Origin of the sequence: Promicromonospora sp. MS192 (assembly GCF_049532985.1) — a bacterium.
In the GTDB taxonomy this organism is placed as follows: domain Bacteria; phylum Actinomycetota; class Actinomycetes; order Actinomycetales; family Cellulomonadaceae; genus Promicromonospora.
Map to the genome: position 1 here is coordinate 3237167 of NZ_CP186693.1, position 19590 is coordinate 3256756.

The following is a 19590-nucleotide window of genomic DNA, read 5'->3' on the forward strand; positions in this document are numbered from 1 at the left end:
CTCAGGGCGCGGTGAGCCCGCGTCCGAACAGGTCGGCGAGCATCGCCGCGTACGCGTCCGCGTCGAGGTCCGGGTCGTCGTGCATCGCCTGCTGGTAGCCCTCCACCGCGCAGAGGATCGTGTGCGCGGTCCACTCCACCGGCACCGGCCGGAACGCGCCCGACTCGCGGCCGGCGCGGAGCACGCCGAGCAGGGGGTCGCGCAGCAGGCCCTCGTCGAAGGCGGCCGGTTCCCCCGGCCGCTTCCAGCCCGCGGACAGCCGCCACAGCGCGTCGACCTCGTCGCGGTGCGTGTCCTGCCAGCGCACGAACGCGGTGAGGTAGGCGTTCAGCCCCTCGGCGGGCCCGTCCGCCTGCGCGACGGCGCCCTCGACGGCGGCCACGCAGTCGCCCAGGGCCGCGTCGCTGAGCACCGTGAGCAGCTCGTCCTTGTCCGCGAAGTGGTAGCTGATCATCCCGGCGCTGGACAGGCCCGCCTCCGCGGCGATGCGGCCGAAGGAGGCCTTGGACAGTCCCTCGCGCGCGATCACCCGGACCGCGGCCTCGACGATCTGGGCGCGGCGGGCGGTGGTGGTGAAGGACGGGCCGGTGCGCATGACTAGATCTAAGCACCGGGACGCACGGGCGCGGCGGCCCCGGCGTCGTCCGCCGGGGCCGCCGCGCTGCCTGGTGAGCGGCCTACTGGAGGCCGCGCACCTCGATCCGGGACTGGAGCGCGGCCGAGGCCCGCTCGGCCCAGCCGACCGCCGCCTCCTCGTCCGCCACGTCGATGATCCAGAACCCGCCGACGTACTGCGTGGCGTCCACGAACGGGGCGGCGACGCGCGTGGTCTCCTCGCCGGTGGCGTCGACGGTGATCGCCGTGGAGGGCGGCAGCAGGCCGCCCGCCGACACGAACGCACCCGACTCGTTGAGCGCGGTGTTGAAGCCCTCGACGGCGGCCATCACCGCCTCGAGCTCCGCGGGATCCATCTCCTGCATCGACTCCATCGTCGGTTCGTCGGCCGTGTCGTGCGGGACGGTCAGGAAGTACTGGGCCATGGTCGTGCCTTTCTGTCTGGTTGAGCTGAAGTTAGGTCACCTGAGCAAACCGAGCAAGGAAAACAGCTCAGTCCTCGGGGGCGAATTCCTGGATCATCACCGCCGACGCGTGGATGCAGACGATCCGGAGCGTCCCGGTTCCCGTGTTGGTGAAGCGGTGCCACGTGTCGGCCGGGGCGACGGCGGTGTCGCCCGCGCGGGCGACGAACGTGCGGTCGCCGACCACGATGGTCGCCTCGCCCTCCAGCACCGACCAGGTCTCGTCGTACGGGTGGCGGTGCAGGGCCGGGCCCTGCCCGGGGTCGGACGTGACGAGGAAGAACGACACGTTCGACCCGTGCGCGGCCCCCTCGAAGCGGAGGGTGCGGCTCTCCCCGATCCGGATCGCGTCGGCGGGGATCGGGGCGGGGACGGGAGCGGTGGTGGTCATGGTCTGGTCCTCTCTGCGGAGCCGGTGGTGCGCTGATGTGCCCCACCCTCCGTCGTGCCGCGCACCGCTCGCTACGCTTTCGACGTGGATCGAAAGTTCGTGGAGTTCCGCCTCGGGTCGAGCGACATCTCGGCCGTCCGGTTCGGCATCTCCCCCGGGCACGAGCTGGTGCACGCCCTGCGCACCATCCTTCGCCCGCAGGGCTCGCCGCTGCACTGGGGATGGTTCCGCGACCTGCGCGTCAAGCCGGCCGGCGAGTCGTTCCGCCTGATGGCCGTGATCTGCGGGGTGGACGGCTACATGCCCGACTTCCTCACCGCCACGCCGTCGGGCGACATGACGCCCGAGGAGGAGGCCGAACGGCTGCGGCACGTGCCCGACGAACGGCTCACGTTCGACCTGGAGAAGATGGTGCTCCGTTCCACCGGTGCCCGTCAGCAGGAGATCCGCGAGCTCATCGCGGCGCCCGCCCGCGCCCGGGCGATGATCGTCGAGGCGTGGCAGGAGGTGTGGGACGCGCTGCTCGCCCCCGTCTGGCCGCAGATGCTGCACCTGCTCCGGGCCGACATCGCGGTACGGGCCCGGCGCAGCAGCGAGAACGGGCTCGCCGACATGGCGAGCACCCTGCACTCCACGGTGACCTGGGCCGACGAGATCGTCCGGGTGCAGATGCGCAAGCACGAGGAAGTGGTCGACTGCGGCGGCACCGGCCTGGTGCTGGTCCCCTCGGTCATGATGAACGCCCGCGGCTGCGCCGTGCTCACCGAACGCCCGGCGCAGCCCACGATCTTCTACCCCGCCCACGGGGTGTCCGAGACCTGGCACCGCGGCCAGGCCGACGCCGAGGCCGCCCTCACCGCGCTGCTCGGCGCGGCCCGCGCCCGCCTGGTGCTGGAGCTCCAGCAGCCGCTGTCGACGTCCGAGTGCGCCGCCCTGACCGACCTCGCGGTGTCCACCGCGTCCCACCACCTCACCGTGCTGCGCGACGCCGGCCTGATCGACAGCCGCCGCAGCGGCGTCCGCGTGCTGCACACCCGCACGCCCCTGGGCGAGGCGCTGGCGGGTACCTCCGGCACACCCTGACGGCCGGGCCCGGTTCGCCCGGGCAGGCTTCACCGTGCGGCCTAGGATCAGGAGCATGACCGATGCGATCCACCGGATCCTCGTCACAGGGTCCGCCGACGGACTGGGCCGTCTCGCGGCCGAGGCGCTCCTGGACCAGGGGTACGAGGTGGTGGTGCACGCGCGGAACCCCGGCCGGGTCGAGGCCCTGCGCCCGCTCCTCGACCGGGGCGCCGACCTGGTGGTGGCCGACCTCGCCGAGCGCGACGCCGTCCGCGACCTCGCCGCCACGCTGGCCGGCGGCGCCCCGCTCGACGCCGTGATCCACAACGCCGGGGTGTGGAGCGGCCGGGCCGTCATGCCGGTCAACATCGTGGCCCCGTACCTGCTCACCGCTCTGCTGCCCGGCCCGCGCCGCCTGGTCTACCTGAGCAGCGGCTCGCACTTCACCGGGCGCCCTGAGCTCGACGGCATCGACTGGCAGGGCCGCACCCCCGGCTCGTACGGCGACAGCAAGCTGTTCGTCACGGCCCTGGCGGCCGCCGTCGCCCGGCTGCGGCCCGGCGTGCCGAGCAACGCCGTGGACCCCGGGTGGGTACCCACGCGGATGGGCGGGGCGGGCGCCCCCGACGACCTCGAGCTGGGCCACCGCACGCAGGAGTGGCTGGCCACCAGCGACGACGCGGAGGCGCTGACGACCGGCGGCTACTGGTACCACCAGGAGCGCGAGGAGCCGCACCCGGCGGTCCCCGACGTCGCGTTCCAGGACCGGCTCCTGGCGGCGCTGGCCCGCGAGACCGGGACGCCGCTCGGCTGACGCCCCGGCCCGTGCGTGACGGCAGGTCCGCCACGCCGGACGGCGTCACCCGGGCGGAAGCCAGCCGTCACCCGGCGAGGAACCGTGCCAGCGCGTCCAGGTGGTCCCCGACGGGGCCGGCCGTGAGGACGCCGCTGCCCGCCGCCACCTCGGCGGCGGCCGGGAGCAGGGCGGCGTGGGCGCGTTCGGCGACCCGCCGGTCGCCCACCGCGACGGCCGCCCGGCCGGCCAGCACCCACAGCGTCTCGGCGAGCAGCCCGGGCGGCGGGTCCGGGAGCCGGCGGACGGCGACCGCCGCGTCCGCACCGCGCGCGAGCAGGAGGTGGGGTTCGGCCCAGGGGGCGTAGGGGCCCCACGTGTCGCCGGCGGCGCGACCGCCCGGGTCGTCCCCCGCGGCCGTTCCCGGCCCGGCGCCGGTCGGCATTCGGGCCGGCAGGCCGCGGCCCACCCGCAGCGCGAGCAGCGAGAGCGGCAGCAGGCCGTCGGCGAGCCCGGGCATGCCGGAACCGTCGAGGGTCGCGGCGGCGTCGCGGTAGGCCCGGTCCGCGACGTCGACGGGTGCCCCGGTGGCCGCCGTCCGCAGCGCGGCGAACCAGCGGGTGAACACCTCGACCAGCGGCCGCTCGTGGCGCCGGCCCAGCGCGGCGACGTCCTCCGCATGGCGCCCGGCCGCCTCCCACCGCCCGAGCGCCGACAGCGCCTGGAGCCGGACCAGGTGCCCGAGGATCTCGAACGTGGTCAGGCCGTGCCGCGCCGCCAGGGACACCAGCTCGGCGCCGATCTCGTCGCGCTCGGCCGCCAGGCCGGTCCGCTCGAACCGGGTCAGGTACCGGCCCGCCAGCGCGAACGCGAGCACGCCGGGGTCGCCGGTCCGCCGCGCCAGCTCCTCCGCGCGGCGGGCGGCCTCGGGTCCACGGGGCCCGGGCAGACCGCGCGACTCGACCGCGACCGTCGCCAGCAGCCGTGCGCGGACGGCGTCGGGCGCGTCCTGCGGCAGGGCCGTGAGGGCACGCTCCGCCGCGGCGACCAGCTCGGCGGCGAGGCCGGCGTCGTCCGACCGGGTCCAGGCGCCGGGGACGTCGAACGCACCGATCACCCGGGCGGTGAGCTCGGGGTCGCCGAGCTGTTCGGCCGCGTGGACCGCCGCGACCCGCTGCGCGCGAGCCGCGGCCAGACCCTCACCACCGGCCAGGGCGAGGGTGCGCAGGAGGGTGGCCGTGGACTCCAGCCGCGTGCGGGCGCCGGCCGCCACCACGCGGTCGTAGGCCGCGGTGGTGTCCCGCCAGACGTCGTCCCCCGCCGCCGGCGGCCCCGCCCCCGCGTCGTGCCGGAGCACCGCGGACTCCAGCGCCGCGAGCCGCGGGCCGGGGTCCACGCCGAGCTCACCCACCAGCAGGGCACGGGCACGGCGCAGCACCGCGAGCGCGTCCGCCTGCCGCCCCGACCGGTACAGCGCCAGCGCGAGCAGGCGCCACCCCTCCTCGCGCCAGGGATGCTCGGACACGTGCGCATCCAGCCCCGGTACGACGTCGGCCACCTCCCCCAGGGCGATGCGCGCCTCGGCCCGCCGTTCGACGGCGACCAGGCGGAGCCCGGTCAGCCGCGCGCGCTCGGCCACGGCCCAGGGCTCGTCCAGGCCGGCGTAGGCGGTGCCGCGCCAGGCGTCGAGGGCCTGGTCGAGCGCAGCGCGCGCCGTCGCGGGCGGCTGGTCGCGCGCACCGCTCACCGCCGCCTCGAACGACCACGCGTCGACGGCCACGGCGCGCAGCGCGTACCCCGGGCCGTCGGTCACCAGCAGGCGGGCCGGGGTGCGCGCCGGCCGGTCCGGCTCGATCCCGCGGCGCAGTGCGGCCACGAAGGTGCGCAGCGCGGCGAGCGCCCCCGGGGAGGGGTCCGGCCACAGGTCCTCGACCAGCCGGCCGGCCGTGACCACGCGACCGCGCGCCACGACCAGGCGCGCGAGCACCGCCCGTTGCCGGGGGCCGCCCAGCACGGCCTCGGCCCCGCCCACCCAGGCGGTCACCGGGCCGAGCACGCCGATCCGGACGTCCGTACCGTCACTCATCATCTGCTCATCCACGTCCGGGAGATTCGGGGCATGACACCGAGCATCCCTGAGTTCGACTACCAGCGCGTCGCCGTGGGCGACGTCGTCCTCAACGTAGCCGCCGGCGGCTCCGGCAGCCCGGTCGTGCTGCTGCACGGCTTTCCGCAGACCCACCTCATGTGGCGGCACGTCGCCACGGACCTCGCCCGCGACCACCGGGTGATCGTGCCCGACCTGCGCGGGTACGGCGCGAGCGACAAGCCCGCCGAGCACGACCGGACCACCTACGCGAAGCGCACGATGGCCCAGGACGTGGTGGACCTGGCGCGAGCGCTCGGGCACGAGACGTTCGCGCTGGCCGGTCACGACCGGGGCGCGCTCGTCGCGGTCCGGGCCGGTCTGGACCACCCCGGCCGCGTCACCCACCTGGCCGTGCTCGACGTGCTGCCCACCCTGGACATGTGGGAGGTGCTGCACGGCGCGGACGCCGCCGTCGCGTTCCACCTGTACCTGATGGCGCAGCCGCCCGGCCTGCCCGAGCGGATGATCGCCGCCGCGGCCGACGACTTCTTCGGCTTCTTCCTCGACGCGTGGGGCACCGGGCCCGACGCGATCCCGGCCGACGTGCGGTCCGAGTACCTGCGTGCCTCCCGTGCGGCGGTGCCCTCGATCGTGGCGGACTACCGGGCGTCGGCGGGGATCGACGTCGAGCACGACCGGGCCGACCGGGCCGCCGGACGGCGGCTGACCATGCCGGTCACCGTGCTCCAGCAGGACTGGGGCGCCGCGCTCGGGTACGACGCGGCCGGCCTGTGGTCGGCGTGGGCCACGGACCTGGAGCACCGCACCCTGGACGCGGGCCACTTCATGGCCGAGCAGTCACCGCACGAGGTGGTGGCCGCGCTGCGTGCGCTCCTCACCCGTAGGCAGGACCGCGTGCAGGCCGGCCGGCAGAACCGGTAGCGGTGACCGGCCGCTCGACCCGCCACCGTGGCCGCAGGTGCCACCACGTCCGCTGGATCAGGAGGCACACCACCGCGCCCGCCACGATCATGGCGACGTTGATGGCGAACTGGGCCAGGGACCCCGTGGCCTCCTCACCGACGCCGTAGGCGAGGGCCACGGCCGCGTTGCCGACAGCCGGCACCGTGGTCACCGAGATCAGGACCCCCACGAGCACGCCGGCCCGGCCGGTGGTCAGCGAGATCATGCCGGCCGCGCCGGCGAGGGCGCCCACCACCCAGCTGAGGGCGTCGGGCGCCCAGATGAAGGAGGTCTGCGGGCGGTCGGCCAGGAGCGTCGACTGGTCGGCCAGCCCCCAGGCCTGCAGCAGCAGCGCCATGCCGACGGACGCCACGAACCCGGCCGCGAACCCCGCGCCGAGCGTCGCCACGGCCCGTCCGACGGTCCGCCAGCGCCGGCCGACGAGGGCCACGGAGATCGCGGCGAGCGGGCCGAAGTCGGGGCCGGTCACCATGGCGCCCACGATCAGGATCGGCTGGTCGAACAGCACGCCGATCATGCCGATCGTGGTGGCCAGGGCCATGAGCGCGAGGTAGCCGAGCGAGGCCCGGGACTCGGACTCCGTGCGGTCCACGACCTCGGGCCACACGAGCGCGTCCTCCGAGAGCCCCGGTGTCACGGCCTCCGCCCGCGTGGCGTGGTGCGACAGGGACGTGTCGACGGTCTCCACGGCGACGGACCCGTCGCGGTGCAGGCCCATGTCGGTCAGGCGGTCCAGGACGGGGCTCAGCCCCTCGCGGGCGACGTCGGCCATGACCACGTCCCCCGGTGGGTCCACGGCGCAGTCGGGGAGCACGACGACGTTGGTGGTGGCGGGGTCGGAACGCAACAGGTCCACGACGTCCGCCGTGGTGCCGGAGGGACTGACCACACGCAGGTGCTGCATCACGCGGTCACCGTACCGGGATCCCGCGCCGGCGGAGACGCGCCGGCGCGGATCCGCGCCCGACGCCCATCGTCAGCCTTTCGTCAGGTCGTCCGGACCCCGTGGGCGACGGCCGGACGCCACGATGGAACGGTGACCCCCACCCCGCAGCCCGAGACCGCACCGGCGGCCGGACGGCGCCCCGCCGCCCTGCCCCCGGTCCCGCGCGCGACCTGGTGGGAGCGCCGCGGACCGGTCCTGGCAGTGTCCGCGTGGGCGGTGTCGGTCCCCCTGCTCTGGCTCGTCGGCGCGCTCCTGCGGTACGGCAGCGACGTGCCGCTGCTCACCGGGGCCGAACCCTTCGTGGGGCACTGGGTCGTCCGGACAGGGCCGGGAATCCTCGCCGCGGTCGTGCTCCTGGTCGCCGTCGTCCGGTACGGCCCGGGCCTCGTGGCGCGCCTGCCCTGGCGGGTCCTGCTGCTCGTCTCCTGGGCCGCCACCGCCGCCTGGGCGGTGGCGCTGGCCGTGATCACCTCGTGGAACGAGCTGACCGCGCCCGTCCGCGGGGAGCACGAGTACCTGCCCGTGGTCCCGTCGGCGGCCGCCGACCCCGCGGCGTTCCTCGCCGGCTTCGTCGACCACCTGCCCGACTACCCGATCCACGTCCGGGGCCATCCGCCCGGGCTCGTGCTGCTGCTGGCCGTGCTCGACCGCGCGGGGCTGGGCGGACCGGGCTGGGCGACGGCGCTCTTCGTCCTGGCCGGGGCGGCGGCCGTGCCCGCGGTCCCGGTCACCCTGCGGGCGCTCGAGCGGGGCCGCGCAGGCGGGACGACCCGGGGTGCAGCCGCCGAGGGCACCGCCCGGGCCGTCGTGCCCGCCCTGGTGCTGGCACCGGCCGCGCTGTGGGTGGCGACGTCGGCCGACGCGTTCTTCGCCGGGGTGCTCGCGTGGGGCGTGGCGTTCCTGGCGCTCGCCTCCCGTCCGGGCAACGGCGGTACGCGGTGGGTGTACGCGGTCGCGGCCGGTCTGCTGCTGGGTGCCTGCCCGCTGCTGTCGTACGGCCTGCTCCACATGGGGCTGATCGCTCTCGCGCCGCTGCTGCTGACCCGCCGGGTCGCGCCCACCGTCGGGGCGGGTGCGGTCGCGGCAGGCATGGTGGTCGCAGCCGGGCTGGGCGGGTTCTGGGTGTGGGACGGCATCGCCGCGACCCACGCGGTCTGGGCGCCCGTCGGGAACGCCCGGCCCTATCTCTACTTCCTGCTCGTGGACCTCGCGGTCCTGGGCGCCATCACCGGCCCCGCGGCCGTGGGCGGGCTCACCCGCCTGCGGCGGACCGGCACCGTCACCCGCGTCGTGGTGGGCCTCGCCCTGGCCGCCGCACTGTCGGGAGCGCTGCTCGGGTTCGAGCGCGGCGAGGTGGAGCGCATCTGGCTCCCGGTGGCGTTCTGGGTCGTCCCCGCGGCAGCCGGCCTCCGGGCGGCCCGCGGCGACCCCGCGGGTGCCACGACCACCGCGTACGGCCCCGTGCCCGCCGCCTGGCTGTGGGCGCAGGGCGGCCTGACCATCCTGCTCGACACGATCCTGGAGTCACCATGGTGAACCGACCGCTGTCCACCTCCCGCCCGCCCTGGTTGCGGGTGCCCGAGCCCGCCGACTTCCGCTCCCCCGTCCACGACGAACGCGTCGTGGCCCGGCTGGGGGCGTTCCTCGGCGCCGCGATCCTGATCCTGTTCGTCACGGGTCTGGTCTCGCACCTGCACCAGCACCCCGTGTCGTGGCTGCCGTTCGGCCCGGAGCCCGTCTGGGCGTACCGGCTGAACCAGGGCCTGCACGTGGCGGTCGGCTTCGCCAGCCTGCCCCTCGTCCTGGCCAAGCTGTACACCGTCTACCCCCAGCTCTTCGTCCGCCCGCCGCTGACCGGGTGGCGGCACGCGCTGGAGCGAGGCTCCGTGGGCGTGCTCGTCGCGGCGACCGTGTTCCAGGTGGTCACGGGGATCCTCAACGTCTTCAAGCTCTACGTCTTCGGGTTCGGCTTCACCAGCGTGCACTACGCCACGGCGTGGCTGGCGTTCGGCGCCGCCCTCGTGCACGTGGGGATCAAGCTGCCGATCGTGCTCCGGGCGTTCGCGGCGTCCGCGCGTGACCTGGACGGTCCGGGTGCCGGCCCGCACATGGCGGCGGGCACGGGCCGGTCCGCGGTGGACGGTCCGGACGCCGCGGACGGTCCGGACGCCGCCGGCGGTGCGGGCGCGCCGGAAGGCGAGGTCCCGGTACCTGCGGACACCGCCCCCGGCGCCGGGGCGACCCGCCGCGGCTTCCTGGGGTCGGTCGCGGTGGCCACCCTCGCGCTGACGGCCCTGACGGTGGGCCAGACCGTGACCCCGCTGCGCGCCATCGCGCTGCTCGCCCCTCGTGACCCGTTCGACGGCCCGCAGGGCCTGACCGTCAACAAGACGGCCCGGGGCGCCCGGGTCGAGGAGCTGGCCACGGACCCGGACTGGGCGCTCGAGCTGGTCGGCCCGGCCGGTACCTCGCGCCTGAGCCGCGCCGAGCTGCTCGCCATGGCGCAGCACGAGGCGGTGCTGCCGATCGCCTGCGTCGAGGGCTGGAGCGCCTCGGCGCGGTGGAGCGGCGTCCGGCTGCGTGACCTGGCCACGCTCTGCGGCGGGCGGCCCGACGATCCCGTCCACGTGGTGAGCCTGCAACCAGCGGGCACGTCCTACTCGACGTCCGACCTGCCGGGCTCCTACGTCGCGCACGACGACACCCTCCTGGCGCTGACGCTGGCGGGCGAGGACCTCCACCTCGACCACGGCTTCCCGGCGCGCATCATCGTGCCGAACCGCCCGGGCGTGCTGCAGACCAAGTGGGTCTCGCGCCTCGTCGTGGGGAGCGCGGCATGAGCGCGGCGACGGTGTGGACACGCCGGGTGCTGGTCCTCGCCGGCACCGCAGCCGTGGCCTGGTGGGTCTGGCTGGCCCTCACGTCGGTACCGTCCCACTGGTGGCTGCCGTGGGGTGTGTGGCTGGCGGGTTCGGTGGCCCTCAACGACGCGATCATCGCCCCGCTCGTCATCGCGCTGGGCTGGCTGGTGCTCGTCCGGCTGCCGGCGCTCGCCCGCGACCGGTCGCGAGGCCGCGTCGTCGCCGACGGTCCCGGGCGCGTCCGGGCCGGCGTGGTCCTGCGCGGCGCCGTCCTGGTGCTCGGGACGCTCCTGCTGGTCTGGCTCGTGGCCCTCTGGAGCGCGGCGCGCTGACGGGTGCGTGGAAGGCCGGGCCGGTCTCCCCGGCCCGGCCTTTGACGTGTCCGGCTCAGAACGGCTCGGCGGCCGACGGTGTCCGCAACGACATCATCACGCGGCCCGCCAGCTCCCACTCCTGGGCCGTCGTGAGCCCCAGCTCCGCGCCGATCGCCCGCAGCACGCGGCTGCCCGCGCGCGCCCACGGCATCGGGCGGGAGCGCCGCCCGTCCTCGGCGTGCAGCACCAGCGGGCCGGACACGTCCGTGTCGGGGTCCGGGTCGGCCTCCACCAGCACGAGGCCGCCCGGCCGGGCGAGCTCGCGACACCGCCGCAGCAGGGCGCGCGGATCCCCGCCGATGCCGATGTTCCCGTCCGCCAGGAGCACTGTCCCCCACCGGCCCTCGCCGGGCACCGGCCCCTCGACGGCCCGGCGCAGGGCCACGGCACCGCGCGCGCGGGCGCGACGCACGGCGGCCCGCGACACGTCGATGCCGAGGGCGGGCACACCACGCGCCGCGAGCGCCGCGGCGAACCTGCCCGGACCGCAGCCCACGTCGAGCACCGGCCCCTCGCACAGGGCCACGATCGCCTCGTCGACGGCGTCCCGCTCGGCGGTCCAGGCCGCGACGTCCACCGGCGCGACGTGGGACAGGTGCACGGCGGTCACCGGCGAGCCGCCGAGCGCCGCCTCGAACAGGACGAGCGGGTTCACCGGGCGCTGGGCCTCGGCGGTCATCCGCGGCGCTCCGGCCCCGCGCCGGCCGGCACCCGGTGCGAGACCGCGGCCCACGCGCGCGCGAACTGCGTCCCGGGTGCGGCGCCGGCCACGGCCGCGGCGTCGGGCACGGTGTCGACGTCACGCAGGGGCGGCAGGAGCCGGACCCGCAGGCCCGCTCCGCGCAGCCGGTCGAGCTGCGCCTGACCCGTGACGGGTTCGGACATCGGGACGCCGTGGAACAGTGCGGGGTCCGGTCGGCGCAGGCCGACGGCCCAGTACCCGCCGTCGTCCGCCATGCCGAGCACCGCGTCGTGGCCGGCGAAGTCCACCGCGGGCAGGAGCGGGCCGAGCTGGGGCGTGTCCATGCCGACGAGCAGCGCGGGGCCCTGCTCGCCGTCGGGTCCGAGCACGTCGCCGAACGCCGCGGCGATCCGGCGGTCCAGCCCGCCGGAGGCCTGCGGGACCACCGTGACATCGGGCGGCACCCACGGCCCGGGGCGCCCGTCCAGCGCGAGCACGGTCCGCACCCCGGGCAGCGCGCGGACGGCGTCGAGCGTGTCCGCGAGCGCCGCCCGCGCCAGCCCGGCGGCCTCGGCCGCGGTGAGCCGGCCGATCAGGCGGGTCTTGACCTTGCCGGGCAGGGGTTCCTTGGCCAGCACCACGACGACCCGGGGCGGGGTGGGGCCGGTCACGAGGCGAGGACCTTCGACATGTCCTGGACGGCGTGCCAGGCGCCGAGCGGGGTGCCGGTCACCTTCGACCGGCCTCGCCGCATGCGGTAGGGCACGTCCACCTCCGCCACGAGCCAGCCGGCCTCGGCGGCCGCGACGAGCGTCTCCAGGGGGTAGCCGCTGCGCCGGTCGCGCAGGCCGAGGGCGAGCAGGGGTTCACGCCGGGCGGCGCGCATGGGCCCGATGTCGCGGACGGCGACGCCCGTACGGCGGCGTACGCGCCGGGCCAGCTCGGCGTTGGCCAGGCGCAGGTGCCAGGGCCAGGCGCCCGGCTCCGGGCGGCGGCGGCCGAGCACGAGGTCGGCCTGGCCATCGAGCACCGGGCCGGTGACGCGGGGCAGGTCCGCGGGGTCGAGGCTCGCGTCGGCGTCGCAGAACGCGACCACGTCCGCGGTCGCGGCCTCCAGCCCGGCGGCGCACGCGGCGCCGTACCCGCGCTGCTCGGCCCGGACCACGAGGGCGCCGTGCTCACGGGCGACCTCGGCGGACCCGTCGGTGGACCCGTTGTCCACCACCACCGCACGCACCCCGTCCGGGAGGCGGGGAAGCAGCCAGGCGAGGCCCTCGGCCTCGTCCAGGCAGGGCAGGACCAGGTCCACGGTCGGGTCGGGTGTCGGCAGCATGTCCTCGACGTTAGGCGCCGGACCTGCACGGAGGTACGCCGACCGACCTGACAGATACCTGACGTCCGATGCCGTGGGGCGGCCTGTCCCCGTCGTGCGGCCGGTCCGGCCCGGCACGCCGTGGCTATGGTTTCCGTATGACAAAGGTTCTCGTGGTGGACGACGACGCCCTGGTGGCCTCCAGCGTCGCCGCCTACCTCACCGCGGCCGGCCACGACCCGCGCACCGCGACCGACGCCGTGGAGGGCGAGCGTGCGTGGCGGACGTGGCAGCCGGACGCGGTGGTGCTCGACGTGCGCCTGCCGGGCAGCTCGGGCCTGGAGATGCTGACCCGGCGCCGGCGGGACGGCGACGCGACACCGGTGCTCCTGCTGTCGGGCCTGTCGAGTGCCGACGACCGGGTGGTCGGCCTGGAGCACGGGGCCGACGACTACGTGACCAAGCCGTTCGACGCCCGGGAGCTCGTGCTGCGCGTCGAGGCGCTGCTGCGCCGCGGACCGTTCGACGTGCAGCACGCGCCCGTGCGCCTGGAGGTGGGCGGGCTGGTGCTCGACGGTGCCTCGCGCACGGTCAGCTACCGGGGCCGCGTGGAGGAGCTGACGCCGCGGGAGTTCGCGCTGCTGAGCTTCCTCGCCCAGCGGCCCGGGCACCCGTTCGGCCGGCGGGAGCTCCTGCGCCGGGTCTGGGGCTGGTCGTTCGGCGACGACTCGACCGTGATGGTCCACGTGCGGCGGCTGCGCAGGAAGCTCGAGGACGATCCGGCCCGGCCCGCGCTGATCGTGAACCTGCGCGGCAGCGGGTACGCGCTGATGCCGGAGGCGGGTGCGCCCGTCGCCCCGGGCTCGACGGAGGCCGCGCGATGACCGACGTCCAGTTCATGGTGCTCGTCACCGTCGCGTGCTCGGTCGTGTCCGGCGTGGTGGGCATCGTCGCGATCCGGGTGGCCCGCCGCCTGTCGCTCATGCTCGCCCTGCTCCTGGCCGCGCTGATCCCGGTCGCCGCGGTGGTCGCGGCGCTGGCGGTCAACGTGTCGGCGATGTTCATCTCCCCGCACGACGCGTCGGTGGTCTGGCTCGTGCTCGGCACGGCGACCGTGCTGGAGGTGCTGCTCGCCCTGGCACTGGGCCGGATGGTGGGCCAGGAGGTGCTGCTGGTCGCCGACGGCGCGCGGCGGCTCGGTCAGGTGCCGTTCCCCGGCGAGGACGCCCCGCCCGCGGCATACCGCGCGGCGGTGCCCGCCCCGGAGACGGCCGAGCTGGCGGCGGTGATGGCCGAGCTGGAGGCGACGCGCGCCCGGCTGGACGCGTCCCGTGCCGCCGAGCGGGCGGCCCAGGACGCACGCCGGCAGGTGGTCGGCTTCGTCAGCCACGACCTGGTCTCGCCGTTGTCGGGCATCCGCGCGGCGACGGACGGGCTGCGGGACGGCGCGTTCCCGGACCCGACCACGGCGCTGGACGGCATCGCCGCGGCCGTGGACCGGATGTCCCGGATGATCAGTGACCTGGGCGAGCTGTCCCGCTCGGACGAGCTGCCCCGCCGGGCCGCCCCCGGGCCCGTGGACATGGGCTCGGTGCTCGAGGGCGTGCTGGCGCACGCCCGCCCGGCCGCGGCGGAGCACGGCGTGGAGCTCGCGGAGTCGGTGGCCGGGGCCGTCCGGGTGCAGGGCGACCGGGACGAGCTGAGCCGGGTGCTGGACAACCTGGTGTCCAACGCGATCCGGTCCAGCGGCCCGGGCGGCCGCGTGCTGGTGGGCGTCACGAGCCAGGACGGCTTCGCCCGGCTCTCGGTGCGCGACACCTGCGGCGGCATCCCCGACGACGAGGTGCCGCACATGTTCCGCGCGGGCTATCAGGGTGACAAGGCGGGCGGCTCGGGCCTGGGCCTCGCCTACGTCGACCGGGTGGTCGACGAGCACGGCGGCAAGGTGTCGGTGCGCAGCACCAGCGCGGGCTGCGACGTCGAGGTGCGGCTGCCCGCCGCCGAGTGAGGCGCGGGCCCGCCACCGGACGAGGCGCGCGGGTCAGGTCAGGGTGGCCAGCCCCTCGGCCAGCCCCACGCGGGCGCGCCAGCCCAGGGCCGCGGCCGCGGCCTCGCTCGACGCGGTGACGTGCCGCACGTCGCCGAGCCGGTAGCCGCCGGTCACCACGGGTTCCGGCCCCGCGAGGAGCTTCGAGGTGACCTGGGCCATCTCGCCCACGGTGGTCACCACCCCGGAGCCGATGTTCAGCGGCGTCACGTTCCCCGCCGTCTGGGGTGCGGCGACCGCCGCGACCACCGCGCGGGCCACGTCACCGACGTGGACGAAGTCCCGGCGCTGCTGCCCGTCCTCCAGGACCGTCGGGGCCTCGCCCCGCTCGACCGCCGCGCGGAACAGAGCCGCCACCCCGGCGTAGGGGGTGTCCCGGGGCATGCCCGGCCCGTAGACGTTGTGGAAGCGCAGCGCGGTCGCGCTGCCACCGGTCTGCCGTGCCCACGCCGCGAGCAGCGCCTCGCCGTGGGCCTTGGTCGCCGCGTACACGTTGCGCGGGTCGAGCCGCGCGTCCTCGCCGACCAGGCCGGGCCGCAGCGGCGCCGAGCACACCGTGCAGCGTGGTTCGAACAGCCCCGCCTCCAGGTCCTCGGCACGGCGCGGCGGCGGCGCCACCTGGCCGTGCTCACGGCAGTCGTAGCGCCCCTCGCCGTACACGACCATCGAGCTCGCGTACACGACGTGCGGCACCTGCGCGGCACGCAGCAGGACGGCGGTACCGAGGTCGTTGGAGGAGACGTAGTCGTCGATGTCTGCCAGCGACACCCCCAGGCCGACCTTCGCCGCGAGGTGCACCACCGCGTCGCATCCCGCGAGGACCCGCCCGACCACCTCCGGGTCGCGCACGTCGCCCACGACGGTGCGCCCGTCGACCACCGGCTCCCGGCCGTGGACGTCCTCGCGCAGCGAGTCCAGCACCACCACCTCGTCGCCGCGCCGGGTCAGCTCCGCGACCACCTCCCGGCCGATGAACCCGGCTCCTCCCGTCACCAGCACCCGCATCCTCGTCCCCTCTCGCACGACGTCCCGTTCGTGGTGTCTCGTTCGTGGTGTCTCGGTCCTGGTGTCGAGTCAACCGCCGGGGACCGGCCGGCGCGAGCGCCTGAACCTGACCATCTGCTGACGGCGCGGCCGCGGCGCCCCTCCGGCGGGGACGTCCGGCCTAGCCTGGGCAGCATGAGCGCACCCATCGGGATCATCGGCGGATCCGGCATGTACGAGCTGCTGACGGAGACGGAGCCGGTCCACGTCGACACCCCCTACGGCCCTCCGTCGGAGGCCCCGGCCCGGGGCGTGCTCGGCGGACGCGAGGTGGTGTTCCTGCCGCGGCACGGCGCCGACCACCGGTTCGCGCCCCACCGCGTCCCCTACCGGGCGAACCTCTGGGCACTGCGCGCGCTCGGCGTCCGCCAGGTCGTGACGTCGTGCGCGGTGGGCGGGCTCGTGCCGGAGCTGACCGCCGGGACGGTCGTCGTGCCCGACCAGGTGATCGACCGCACCTGGGACCGCGAGCACACCTACTACGACGTGGAGGGCCCCGTGGTCCACGTCCCGTTCGCCGACCCGTACTGCCCGCGCGGCCGGGCCGCCGCGGTCGCGGCGGCCCAGGCCGGCCCGCTGCCGGCCGTGGACGGCGGCACGATGGTCGTCATCCAGGGCCCGCGGTTCTCGTCGCGCGCGGAGTCGAGGCGCAACGCCCGCGACGGCGGGACGCTCGTCAACATGACCGCGATGCCCGAGACCGCGCTGGCCCGCGAGCTCGCCCTGTGCTGCACCACGCTCGCGCTCGTCACGGACGCGGACGCCGGCGTCGAGGGCGGCGAGCACGTCACGCAGGCGGCGGTGCTGGAGCTGTTCGCACAGAACGTCACGAAGCTCGCCGGCGTCCTGGAGGCCACGGTCGCGGCCCTGCCCGACGACGAGTGCACGTGCCACCAGGTGCTCGACGGCCAGAAGCTGCCGATCACCCTGCCCTGACCCCGGTCAGGACCGGATGAAGTCCAGCAGGTCGGCGTTGATGACGTCCGCGTGCGTGGTCGGCATGCCGTGCGGGAAGCCCTCGTAGGTCATCAGCGTGCCGTTCGGGAGCAGCTCGGCCGACTTCGGGCCCGCGTTGGCGTACGGGACGATCTGGTCGTCGTCGCCGTGCATCACCAGCACCGGCACGGTGATCGCGCGCAGGTCCTCCGTGAAGTCGGTCTCGGAGAAGGCGGCGATGCCGTCGTAGTGCGCCTTCGCGCCGCCCGCCATGCCCTGGCGCCACCAGTTGCGCACCAGCGGCTCGCGCGTCTCGACGCCGGGCCGGTTGAACCCGTAGAACGGCCCTGCCGGGAGGGCGTGGTAGAACTCGGCGCGGCTGGCGGCGAGCTGGGCCCGCAGGTCGTCGAACACGCTCTTCGGCAGCCCGTCGGGGTTCGCGTCGGTCTGCACCATGAGCGGCGGCACGGCGGCGATGATCGCCGCCTTGGCCACCCGGTCCGCACCGTGCCGGGCGATGTAGTGCACCACCTCGCCGCCGCCGGTGGAGTGCCCCACGTGCACGGCGTCGTGCAGGTCGAGGTACGTGGTCAGCGCGGCGAGGTCGGCGGCGTAGTGGTCCATGTCGTGGCCGTCCGCCACCTGCGTCGACCGGCCGTGTCCCCGCCGGTCGTGGGCGATCACGCGGTAGCCCTGCTGGAGGAAGAACAGCAGCTGGGCGTCCCAGTCGTCCGACGACAGGGGCCAGCCGTGGCTGAACACGATCGGCTGGCCGCTGCCCCAGTCCTTGTAGAAGATCTCGACACCGTCGTCCGTGACAATCTTGGGCACGTTCCCGTCTCCCTTCGCGGTGCGAGGCGCCACCTCGCCCGGCAAGGCTCCTCGGGGCCGACGGCGGCGCCGGTCCCGCCCCCTACGACAGGATCCGACGGCGCGGCGGTGCGCGCAGGGCGGGCGGGGTCACCGGGGCGAGAAACCCGGGTGATAAACCCGGGCGACGGAGCCGGGTGATGCGCCGGCAGAGCTCAGCCGCCGGCGATCTCCGCGGCCTGCGCCCGCCACCACGGCGTCTCGACGAAGCCCCGCTTGAGGTACAGCACCTCCAGCGACGCGTTCCAGCCCTCGACCCCGTCCAGCCGCGCGAGCGACCCGGTGATGAAGGCGTACAGCTCCTCCACCGTGGGCGTGATGATCTCGCAGAGCAGCGAGTTCTCGTCGAGCATCGCCGCCAGGTAGCGCACGAACGGGTACCTGGCCAGCTCGTGGGCCACGGCGTCGAGACGCGACGGCGCGACCTTGACCGTCATGAGGGCCTCGGCGCTCATGCCGAGCGCGGCGGAGGGCACGAGCGTGAGCAGGCTGATGCACTGGGTGGCACGCAGGCGCTCGAAACGGCGGCGGACGCTGGACTCGTTCATGCCGACCTCGTCGGCGATGCTCTGGAACGTGCGCCGCCCGTCGTCCCGGAGGGCGGCGATGATCTTGCGGTCCGCGGCGTCGAAGTGCTCGGGCGTGCACTCGGCGGGCTCGGCGGCCTCGGCCTCGTCGCCCTCGGCGGGCGGGCCGAGCAGCTCGCGGTAGAGCTGCCGCCCCCAGTCGAAGCTCACCTTGTACACGTGCAGGATCAGGTCGCTGCGCCAGCGCACCACGCCGGGCACCGACTGCACCTCCTGCAGGATGCGCGCGTGGTGCGCCGCACCGCCGCGCACCACCAGCTCGAGGATGACGTCGTACCCGCCGGTGACGATGGTGCAGAACCGGACGTCCGGGTTGGCGGCGAGCGCCGCGGCGACCTGGACCTGGGTGCCGGTCGCGCAGTTGATCCGCACCCAGAACGAGTCGGAGGGCCCGTCCGCGCCGAGGGCGGGCACGGCGGCCACCCGGACCACGCCGTCGGCCAGGAGCTGCTGCCCCCGGCGGGAGACGGTGGTGACGGAGCCGTCGACGGCCTCGGCGACGGCTCGCCAGCTCGCCCGCCCGTCGTGCTGCAGCGCGACGACGATGCGCTTGTCGAGGTCGTCGAGGTCCTCCAGGGCGGCGAGGTTCATGCGTGCGGGTACGTCTCGTGCAGGAAGTCGCGCACCACCCGGGTCCACTCCTCGGCCTCCTCGATCTGGGGCGAGTGACCGGACCGCTCGAAGACCGCGAGGCGGGCGTCCGGGATCAGCTCGGCGATGGTCTGCGAGCACGATACCGGGGTGATCCAGTCGGTCCGGCCCACGGTGACCAGTGTCGGGGCGGTGATGCCCGGGAGCTGGGGCTTGAGGTCGTAGGCGGGGAGGTTCACCGAGAACGCGTAGTTGTGCGCCTGGTAGCGGTAGGGGGTGGCCTGGACCTTGCGCTCGACGGCGGCAGGGTCGTACACGTAGTCGTACAGCGGCAGGATCTCGCGCCAGCAGTCGCGCAGGTCGTCGTCGTCCCGGACGCGGCCCTGGTCGATGCGGTCGAACTTCTCCATGTCGACGGTGACCCGGTCGGACGCGAGCGCGTTCTCCCGCGCCAGGTGGGCGTTGCCGTTGTCGGGCGACGTGTCGCGCAGCACCACGGCCGCCACCCGCCCGGGGTACCGGATCGCGTACTCCATGGCCATGAACCCGCCGTAGGAACCGCCGGCGATCGCGACCCGCTCGGCCCCGGCCCACTCCCGCAGCGCGTCCAGGTCGGCGGCCCACTGCTCGTGGCTGAACGTGCCGGAGCCCTCGGACTCGCCGCTGCCGCGGGCGTCGAACACGACCACGCGGTACTCGTCGGCGAGGCGGCCGAAGCTGGCCCGGGGCTCGGCCCGCGAGCCGAGACCCGGCGCGCCGTGATGGGTGAGGATCACGGGTGCGTCCTCGGGCCCGAGCACCTCGACGGCGAGCTCGTTGCCGTTGATCTCGACGCGCTGGGCGGTGCTGGTGGCGGCGGCGAACTCGGGCGAGACGTCGTCGGGCATGGTGGGGTCCTCTCGTCGTGGGGCGGGGTGCGGGCAGGGTGCAGGCAGGGTG

At 75.5% G+C, this 19590-nt stretch carries 21 protein-coding genes; 9 read left to right on the plus strand and 12 right to left on the minus strand.

Annotation, left to right across the window (positions count from 1 at the left end; all coding sequences use genetic code 11):
- Position 1: 1 nt before the first annotated feature.
- From ACO229_RS14570 to ACO229_RS14580, 3 genes are all read right to left on the minus strand, one after another.
- Positions 2-595 (minus strand): TetR/AcrR family transcriptional regulator, encoded by a 594-nt coding sequence (locus tag ACO229_RS14570; RefSeq protein ID WP_423461917.1) that lies wholly within the window; start codon positions 593-595, stop codon positions 2-4.
- An 82-nt stretch (positions 596-677) separates the two neighbouring features.
- The gene (locus tag ACO229_RS14575) at positions 678-1040 is read right to left on the minus strand and encodes a YciI family protein (RefSeq protein WP_397409742.1); all 363 of its coding nucleotides are present in this window, start codon (positions 1038-1040) and stop codon (positions 678-680) included.
- Positions 1041-1107: 67 nt separating this feature from the next.
- Positions 1108-1470: a cupin domain-containing protein gene (locus ACO229_RS14580; RefSeq protein WP_397409740.1), complete on the minus strand. Its 363-nt coding sequence runs from the start codon at positions 1468-1470 to the stop codon at positions 1108-1110.
- Positions 1471-1554: 84 nt separating this feature from the next.
- Here ACO229_RS14580 and ACO229_RS14585 point away from each other — a divergent pair, with 84 nt between their 5' ends.
- Positions 1555-2553 (plus strand): DUF5937 family protein, encoded by a 999-nt coding sequence (locus tag ACO229_RS14585; protein WP_423461918.1) that lies wholly within the window; start codon positions 1555-1557, stop codon positions 2551-2553.
- A 67-nt stretch (positions 2554-2620) separates the two neighbouring features.
- On the plus strand, positions 2621-3349 hold the full coding sequence (locus ACO229_RS14590; protein WP_423465309.1) for an SDR family NAD(P)-dependent oxidoreductase: 729 nt from the start codon (positions 2621-2623) through the stop codon (positions 3347-3349).
- Between the two features lie 67 nt (positions 3350-3416).
- Here the strand turns inward: ACO229_RS14590 and ACO229_RS14595 are convergent, their stop codons facing one another.
- Positions 3417-5414, minus strand: coding sequence for a BTAD domain-containing putative transcriptional regulator (locus ACO229_RS14595; RefSeq protein ID WP_423461919.1), 1998 nt, complete (start codon positions 5412-5414; stop codon positions 3417-3419).
- Positions 5415-5447: 33 nt separating this feature from the next.
- On the opposite strand from ACO229_RS14595, the gene ACO229_RS14600 reads away from it, so the two are divergent.
- Positions 5448-6359: an alpha/beta fold hydrolase gene (locus ACO229_RS14600; RefSeq protein ID WP_423461920.1), complete on the plus strand. Its 912-nt coding sequence runs from the start codon at positions 5448-5450 to the stop codon at positions 6357-6359.
- Here ACO229_RS14600 and ACO229_RS14605 read toward each other — a convergent pair.
- A complete protein-coding gene (locus ACO229_RS14605) occupies positions 6313-7305 on the minus strand; it encodes a DUF389 domain-containing protein (RefSeq protein ID WP_423465310.1) in 993 nt (330 codons plus the stop codon). The two genes, ACO229_RS14600 and ACO229_RS14605, sit on opposite strands and share 47 nt — an antisense overlap.
- A 132-nt stretch (positions 7306-7437) precedes the next feature.
- Between ACO229_RS14605 and ACO229_RS14610 the strand changes: the two genes are divergently transcribed.
- The 3 genes from ACO229_RS14610 to ACO229_RS14620 are packed head-to-tail and all read left to right on the plus strand — an operon-like array spanning position 7438 to position 10540.
- On the plus strand, positions 7438-8883 hold the full coding sequence (locus ACO229_RS14610) for a hypothetical protein (protein ID WP_423461921.1): 1446 nt from the start codon (positions 7438-7440) through the stop codon (positions 8881-8883).
- Positions 8877-10187, plus strand: a complete 1311-nt coding sequence (locus ACO229_RS14615; protein WP_423461922.1) for a molybdopterin-dependent oxidoreductase — start codon at positions 8877-8879, stop codon at positions 10185-10187. Before ACO229_RS14610 ends, ACO229_RS14615 begins: the two co-directional genes overlap by 7 nt.
- Positions 10184-10540: a hypothetical protein gene (locus ACO229_RS14620; protein ID WP_423461923.1), complete on the plus strand. Its 357-nt coding sequence runs from the start codon at positions 10184-10186 to the stop codon at positions 10538-10540. The genes ACO229_RS14615 and ACO229_RS14620 overlap by 4 nt, the downstream gene beginning before the upstream one ends.
- 55 nt (positions 10541-10595) lie before the next feature.
- Here the strand turns inward: ACO229_RS14620 and ACO229_RS14625 are convergent, their stop codons facing one another.
- The 3 genes from ACO229_RS14625 to ACO229_RS14635 are packed head-to-tail and all read right to left on the minus strand — an operon-like array spanning position 10596 to position 12597.
- The gene (locus ACO229_RS14625; protein ID WP_423461924.1) at positions 10596-11261 is read right to left on the minus strand and encodes a class I SAM-dependent methyltransferase; all 666 of its coding nucleotides are present in this window, start codon (positions 11259-11261) and stop codon (positions 10596-10598) included.
- Entirely contained in the window at positions 11258-11935 is a 678-nt protein-coding gene (locus tag ACO229_RS14630) for a TIGR04282 family arsenosugar biosynthesis glycosyltransferase (protein ID WP_423461925.1), read from the minus strand. Before ACO229_RS14630 ends, ACO229_RS14625 begins: the two co-directional genes overlap by 4 nt.
- Entirely contained in the window at positions 11932-12597 is a 666-nt protein-coding gene (locus ACO229_RS14635; RefSeq protein ID WP_423461926.1) for a glycosyltransferase family 2 protein, read from the minus strand. Before ACO229_RS14635 ends, ACO229_RS14630 begins: the two co-directional genes overlap by 4 nt.
- A 137-nt stretch (positions 12598-12734) precedes the next feature.
- Here ACO229_RS14635 and ACO229_RS14640 point away from each other — a divergent pair, with 137 nt between their 5' ends.
- Positions 12735-13460: a response regulator transcription factor gene (locus ACO229_RS14640; protein ID WP_423461927.1), complete on the plus strand. Its 726-nt coding sequence runs from the start codon at positions 12735-12737 to the stop codon at positions 13458-13460.
- Entirely contained in the window at positions 13457-14584 is a 1128-nt protein-coding gene (locus tag ACO229_RS14645) for a sensor histidine kinase (protein WP_423461928.1), read from the plus strand. Before ACO229_RS14640 ends, ACO229_RS14645 begins: the two co-directional genes overlap by 4 nt.
- Before the next feature lie 33 nt (positions 14585-14617).
- Here ACO229_RS14645 and ACO229_RS14650 read toward each other — a convergent pair whose 3' ends face one another.
- A complete protein-coding gene (locus tag ACO229_RS14650; RefSeq protein WP_397409718.1) occupies positions 14618-15628 on the minus strand; it encodes an NAD-dependent epimerase/dehydratase family protein in 1011 nt (336 codons plus the stop codon).
- A 174-nt stretch (positions 15629-15802) separates the two neighbouring features.
- Between ACO229_RS14650 and ACO229_RS14655 the strand changes: the two genes are divergently transcribed.
- Positions 15803-16603, plus strand: coding sequence for an S-methyl-5'-thioadenosine phosphorylase (locus tag ACO229_RS14655; RefSeq protein ID WP_397429904.1), 801 nt, complete (start codon positions 15803-15805; stop codon positions 16601-16603).
- A gap of 6 nt (positions 16604-16609) precedes the next feature.
- Here ACO229_RS14655 and ACO229_RS14660 read toward each other — a convergent pair whose 3' ends face one another.
- The 3 genes from ACO229_RS14660 to ACO229_RS14670 all read right to left on the minus strand — a co-directional run bounded on the left by ACO229_RS14660 (position 16610) and on the right by ACO229_RS14670 (position 19538).
- Positions 16610-17434: an alpha/beta fold hydrolase gene (locus ACO229_RS14660; RefSeq protein ID WP_397409715.1), complete on the minus strand. Its 825-nt coding sequence runs from the start codon at positions 17432-17434 to the stop codon at positions 16610-16612.
- A gap of 194 nt (positions 17435-17628) precedes the next feature.
- Positions 17629-18651 (minus strand): Lrp/AsnC family transcriptional regulator, encoded by a 1023-nt coding sequence (locus ACO229_RS14665; protein ID WP_397409713.1) that lies wholly within the window; start codon positions 18649-18651, stop codon positions 17629-17631.
- On the minus strand, positions 18648-19538 hold the full coding sequence (locus tag ACO229_RS14670; RefSeq protein ID WP_423461929.1) for an alpha/beta fold hydrolase: 891 nt from the start codon (positions 19536-19538) through the stop codon (positions 18648-18650). The genes ACO229_RS14665 and ACO229_RS14670 overlap by 4 nt, the downstream gene beginning before the upstream one ends.
- Positions 19539-19590: the final 52 nt, after the last annotated feature.

What these genes read in the sequence shown, in the direction of transcription:
- ACO229_RS14570 (WP_423461917.1), bottom strand. Translation starts at nt 595, where the DNA reads ATGCGCACCGGCCCGTCCTTCACCACCACCGCCCGCCGCGCCCAGATC.
- ACO229_RS14575 (WP_397409742.1), bottom strand. Translation starts at nt 1,040, where the DNA reads ATGGCCCAGTACTTCCTGACCGTCCCGCACGACACGGCCGACGAACCG.
- ACO229_RS14580 (WP_397409740.1), bottom strand. Translation starts at nt 1,470, where the DNA reads ATGACCACCACCGCTCCCGTCCCCGCCCCGATCCCCGCCGACGCGATC.
- ACO229_RS14595 (WP_423461919.1), bottom strand. Translation starts at nt 5,414, where the DNA reads ATGAGTGACGGTACGGACGTCCGGATCGGCGTGCTCGGCCCGGTGACC.
- ACO229_RS14600 (WP_423461920.1), top strand. Translation starts at nt 5,448, where the DNA reads ATGACACCGAGCATCCCTGAGTTCGACTACCAGCGCGTCGCCGTGGGC.
- ACO229_RS14605 (WP_423465310.1), bottom strand. Translation starts at nt 7,305, where the DNA reads ATGCAGCACCTGCGTGTGGTCAGTCCCTCCGGCACCACGGCGGACGTC.
- ACO229_RS14615 (WP_423461922.1), top strand. Translation starts at nt 8,877, where the DNA reads ATGGTGAACCGACCGCTGTCCACCTCCCGCCCGCCCTGGTTGCGGGTG.
- ACO229_RS14620 (WP_423461923.1), top strand. Translation starts at nt 10,184, where the DNA reads ATGAGCGCGGCGACGGTGTGGACACGCCGGGTGCTGGTCCTCGCCGGC.
- ACO229_RS14625 (WP_423461924.1), bottom strand. Translation starts at nt 11,261, where the DNA reads ATGACCGCCGAGGCCCAGCGCCCGGTGAACCCGCTCGTCCTGTTCGAG.
- ACO229_RS14635 (WP_423461926.1), bottom strand. Translation starts at nt 12,597, where the DNA reads ATGCTGCCGACACCCGACCCGACCGTGGACCTGGTCCTGCCCTGCCTG.
- ACO229_RS14640 (WP_423461927.1), top strand. Translation starts at nt 12,735, where the DNA reads ATGACAAAGGTTCTCGTGGTGGACGACGACGCCCTGGTGGCCTCCAGC.
- ACO229_RS14645 (WP_423461928.1), top strand. Translation starts at nt 13,457, where the DNA reads ATGACCGACGTCCAGTTCATGGTGCTCGTCACCGTCGCGTGCTCGGTC.
- ACO229_RS14650 (WP_397409718.1), bottom strand. Translation starts at nt 15,628, where the DNA reads ATGCGGGTGCTGGTGACGGGAGGAGCCGGGTTCATCGGCCGGGAGGTG.
- ACO229_RS14655 (WP_397429904.1), top strand. Translation starts at nt 15,803, where the DNA reads ATGAGCGCACCCATCGGGATCATCGGCGGATCCGGCATGTACGAGCTG.
- ACO229_RS14665 (WP_397409713.1), bottom strand. Translation starts at nt 18,651, where the DNA reads ATGAACCTCGCCGCCCTGGAGGACCTCGACGACCTCGACAAGCGCATC.
- ACO229_RS14670 (WP_423461929.1), bottom strand. Translation starts at nt 19,538, where the DNA reads ATGCCCGACGACGTCTCGCCCGAGTTCGCCGCCGCCACCAGCACCGCC.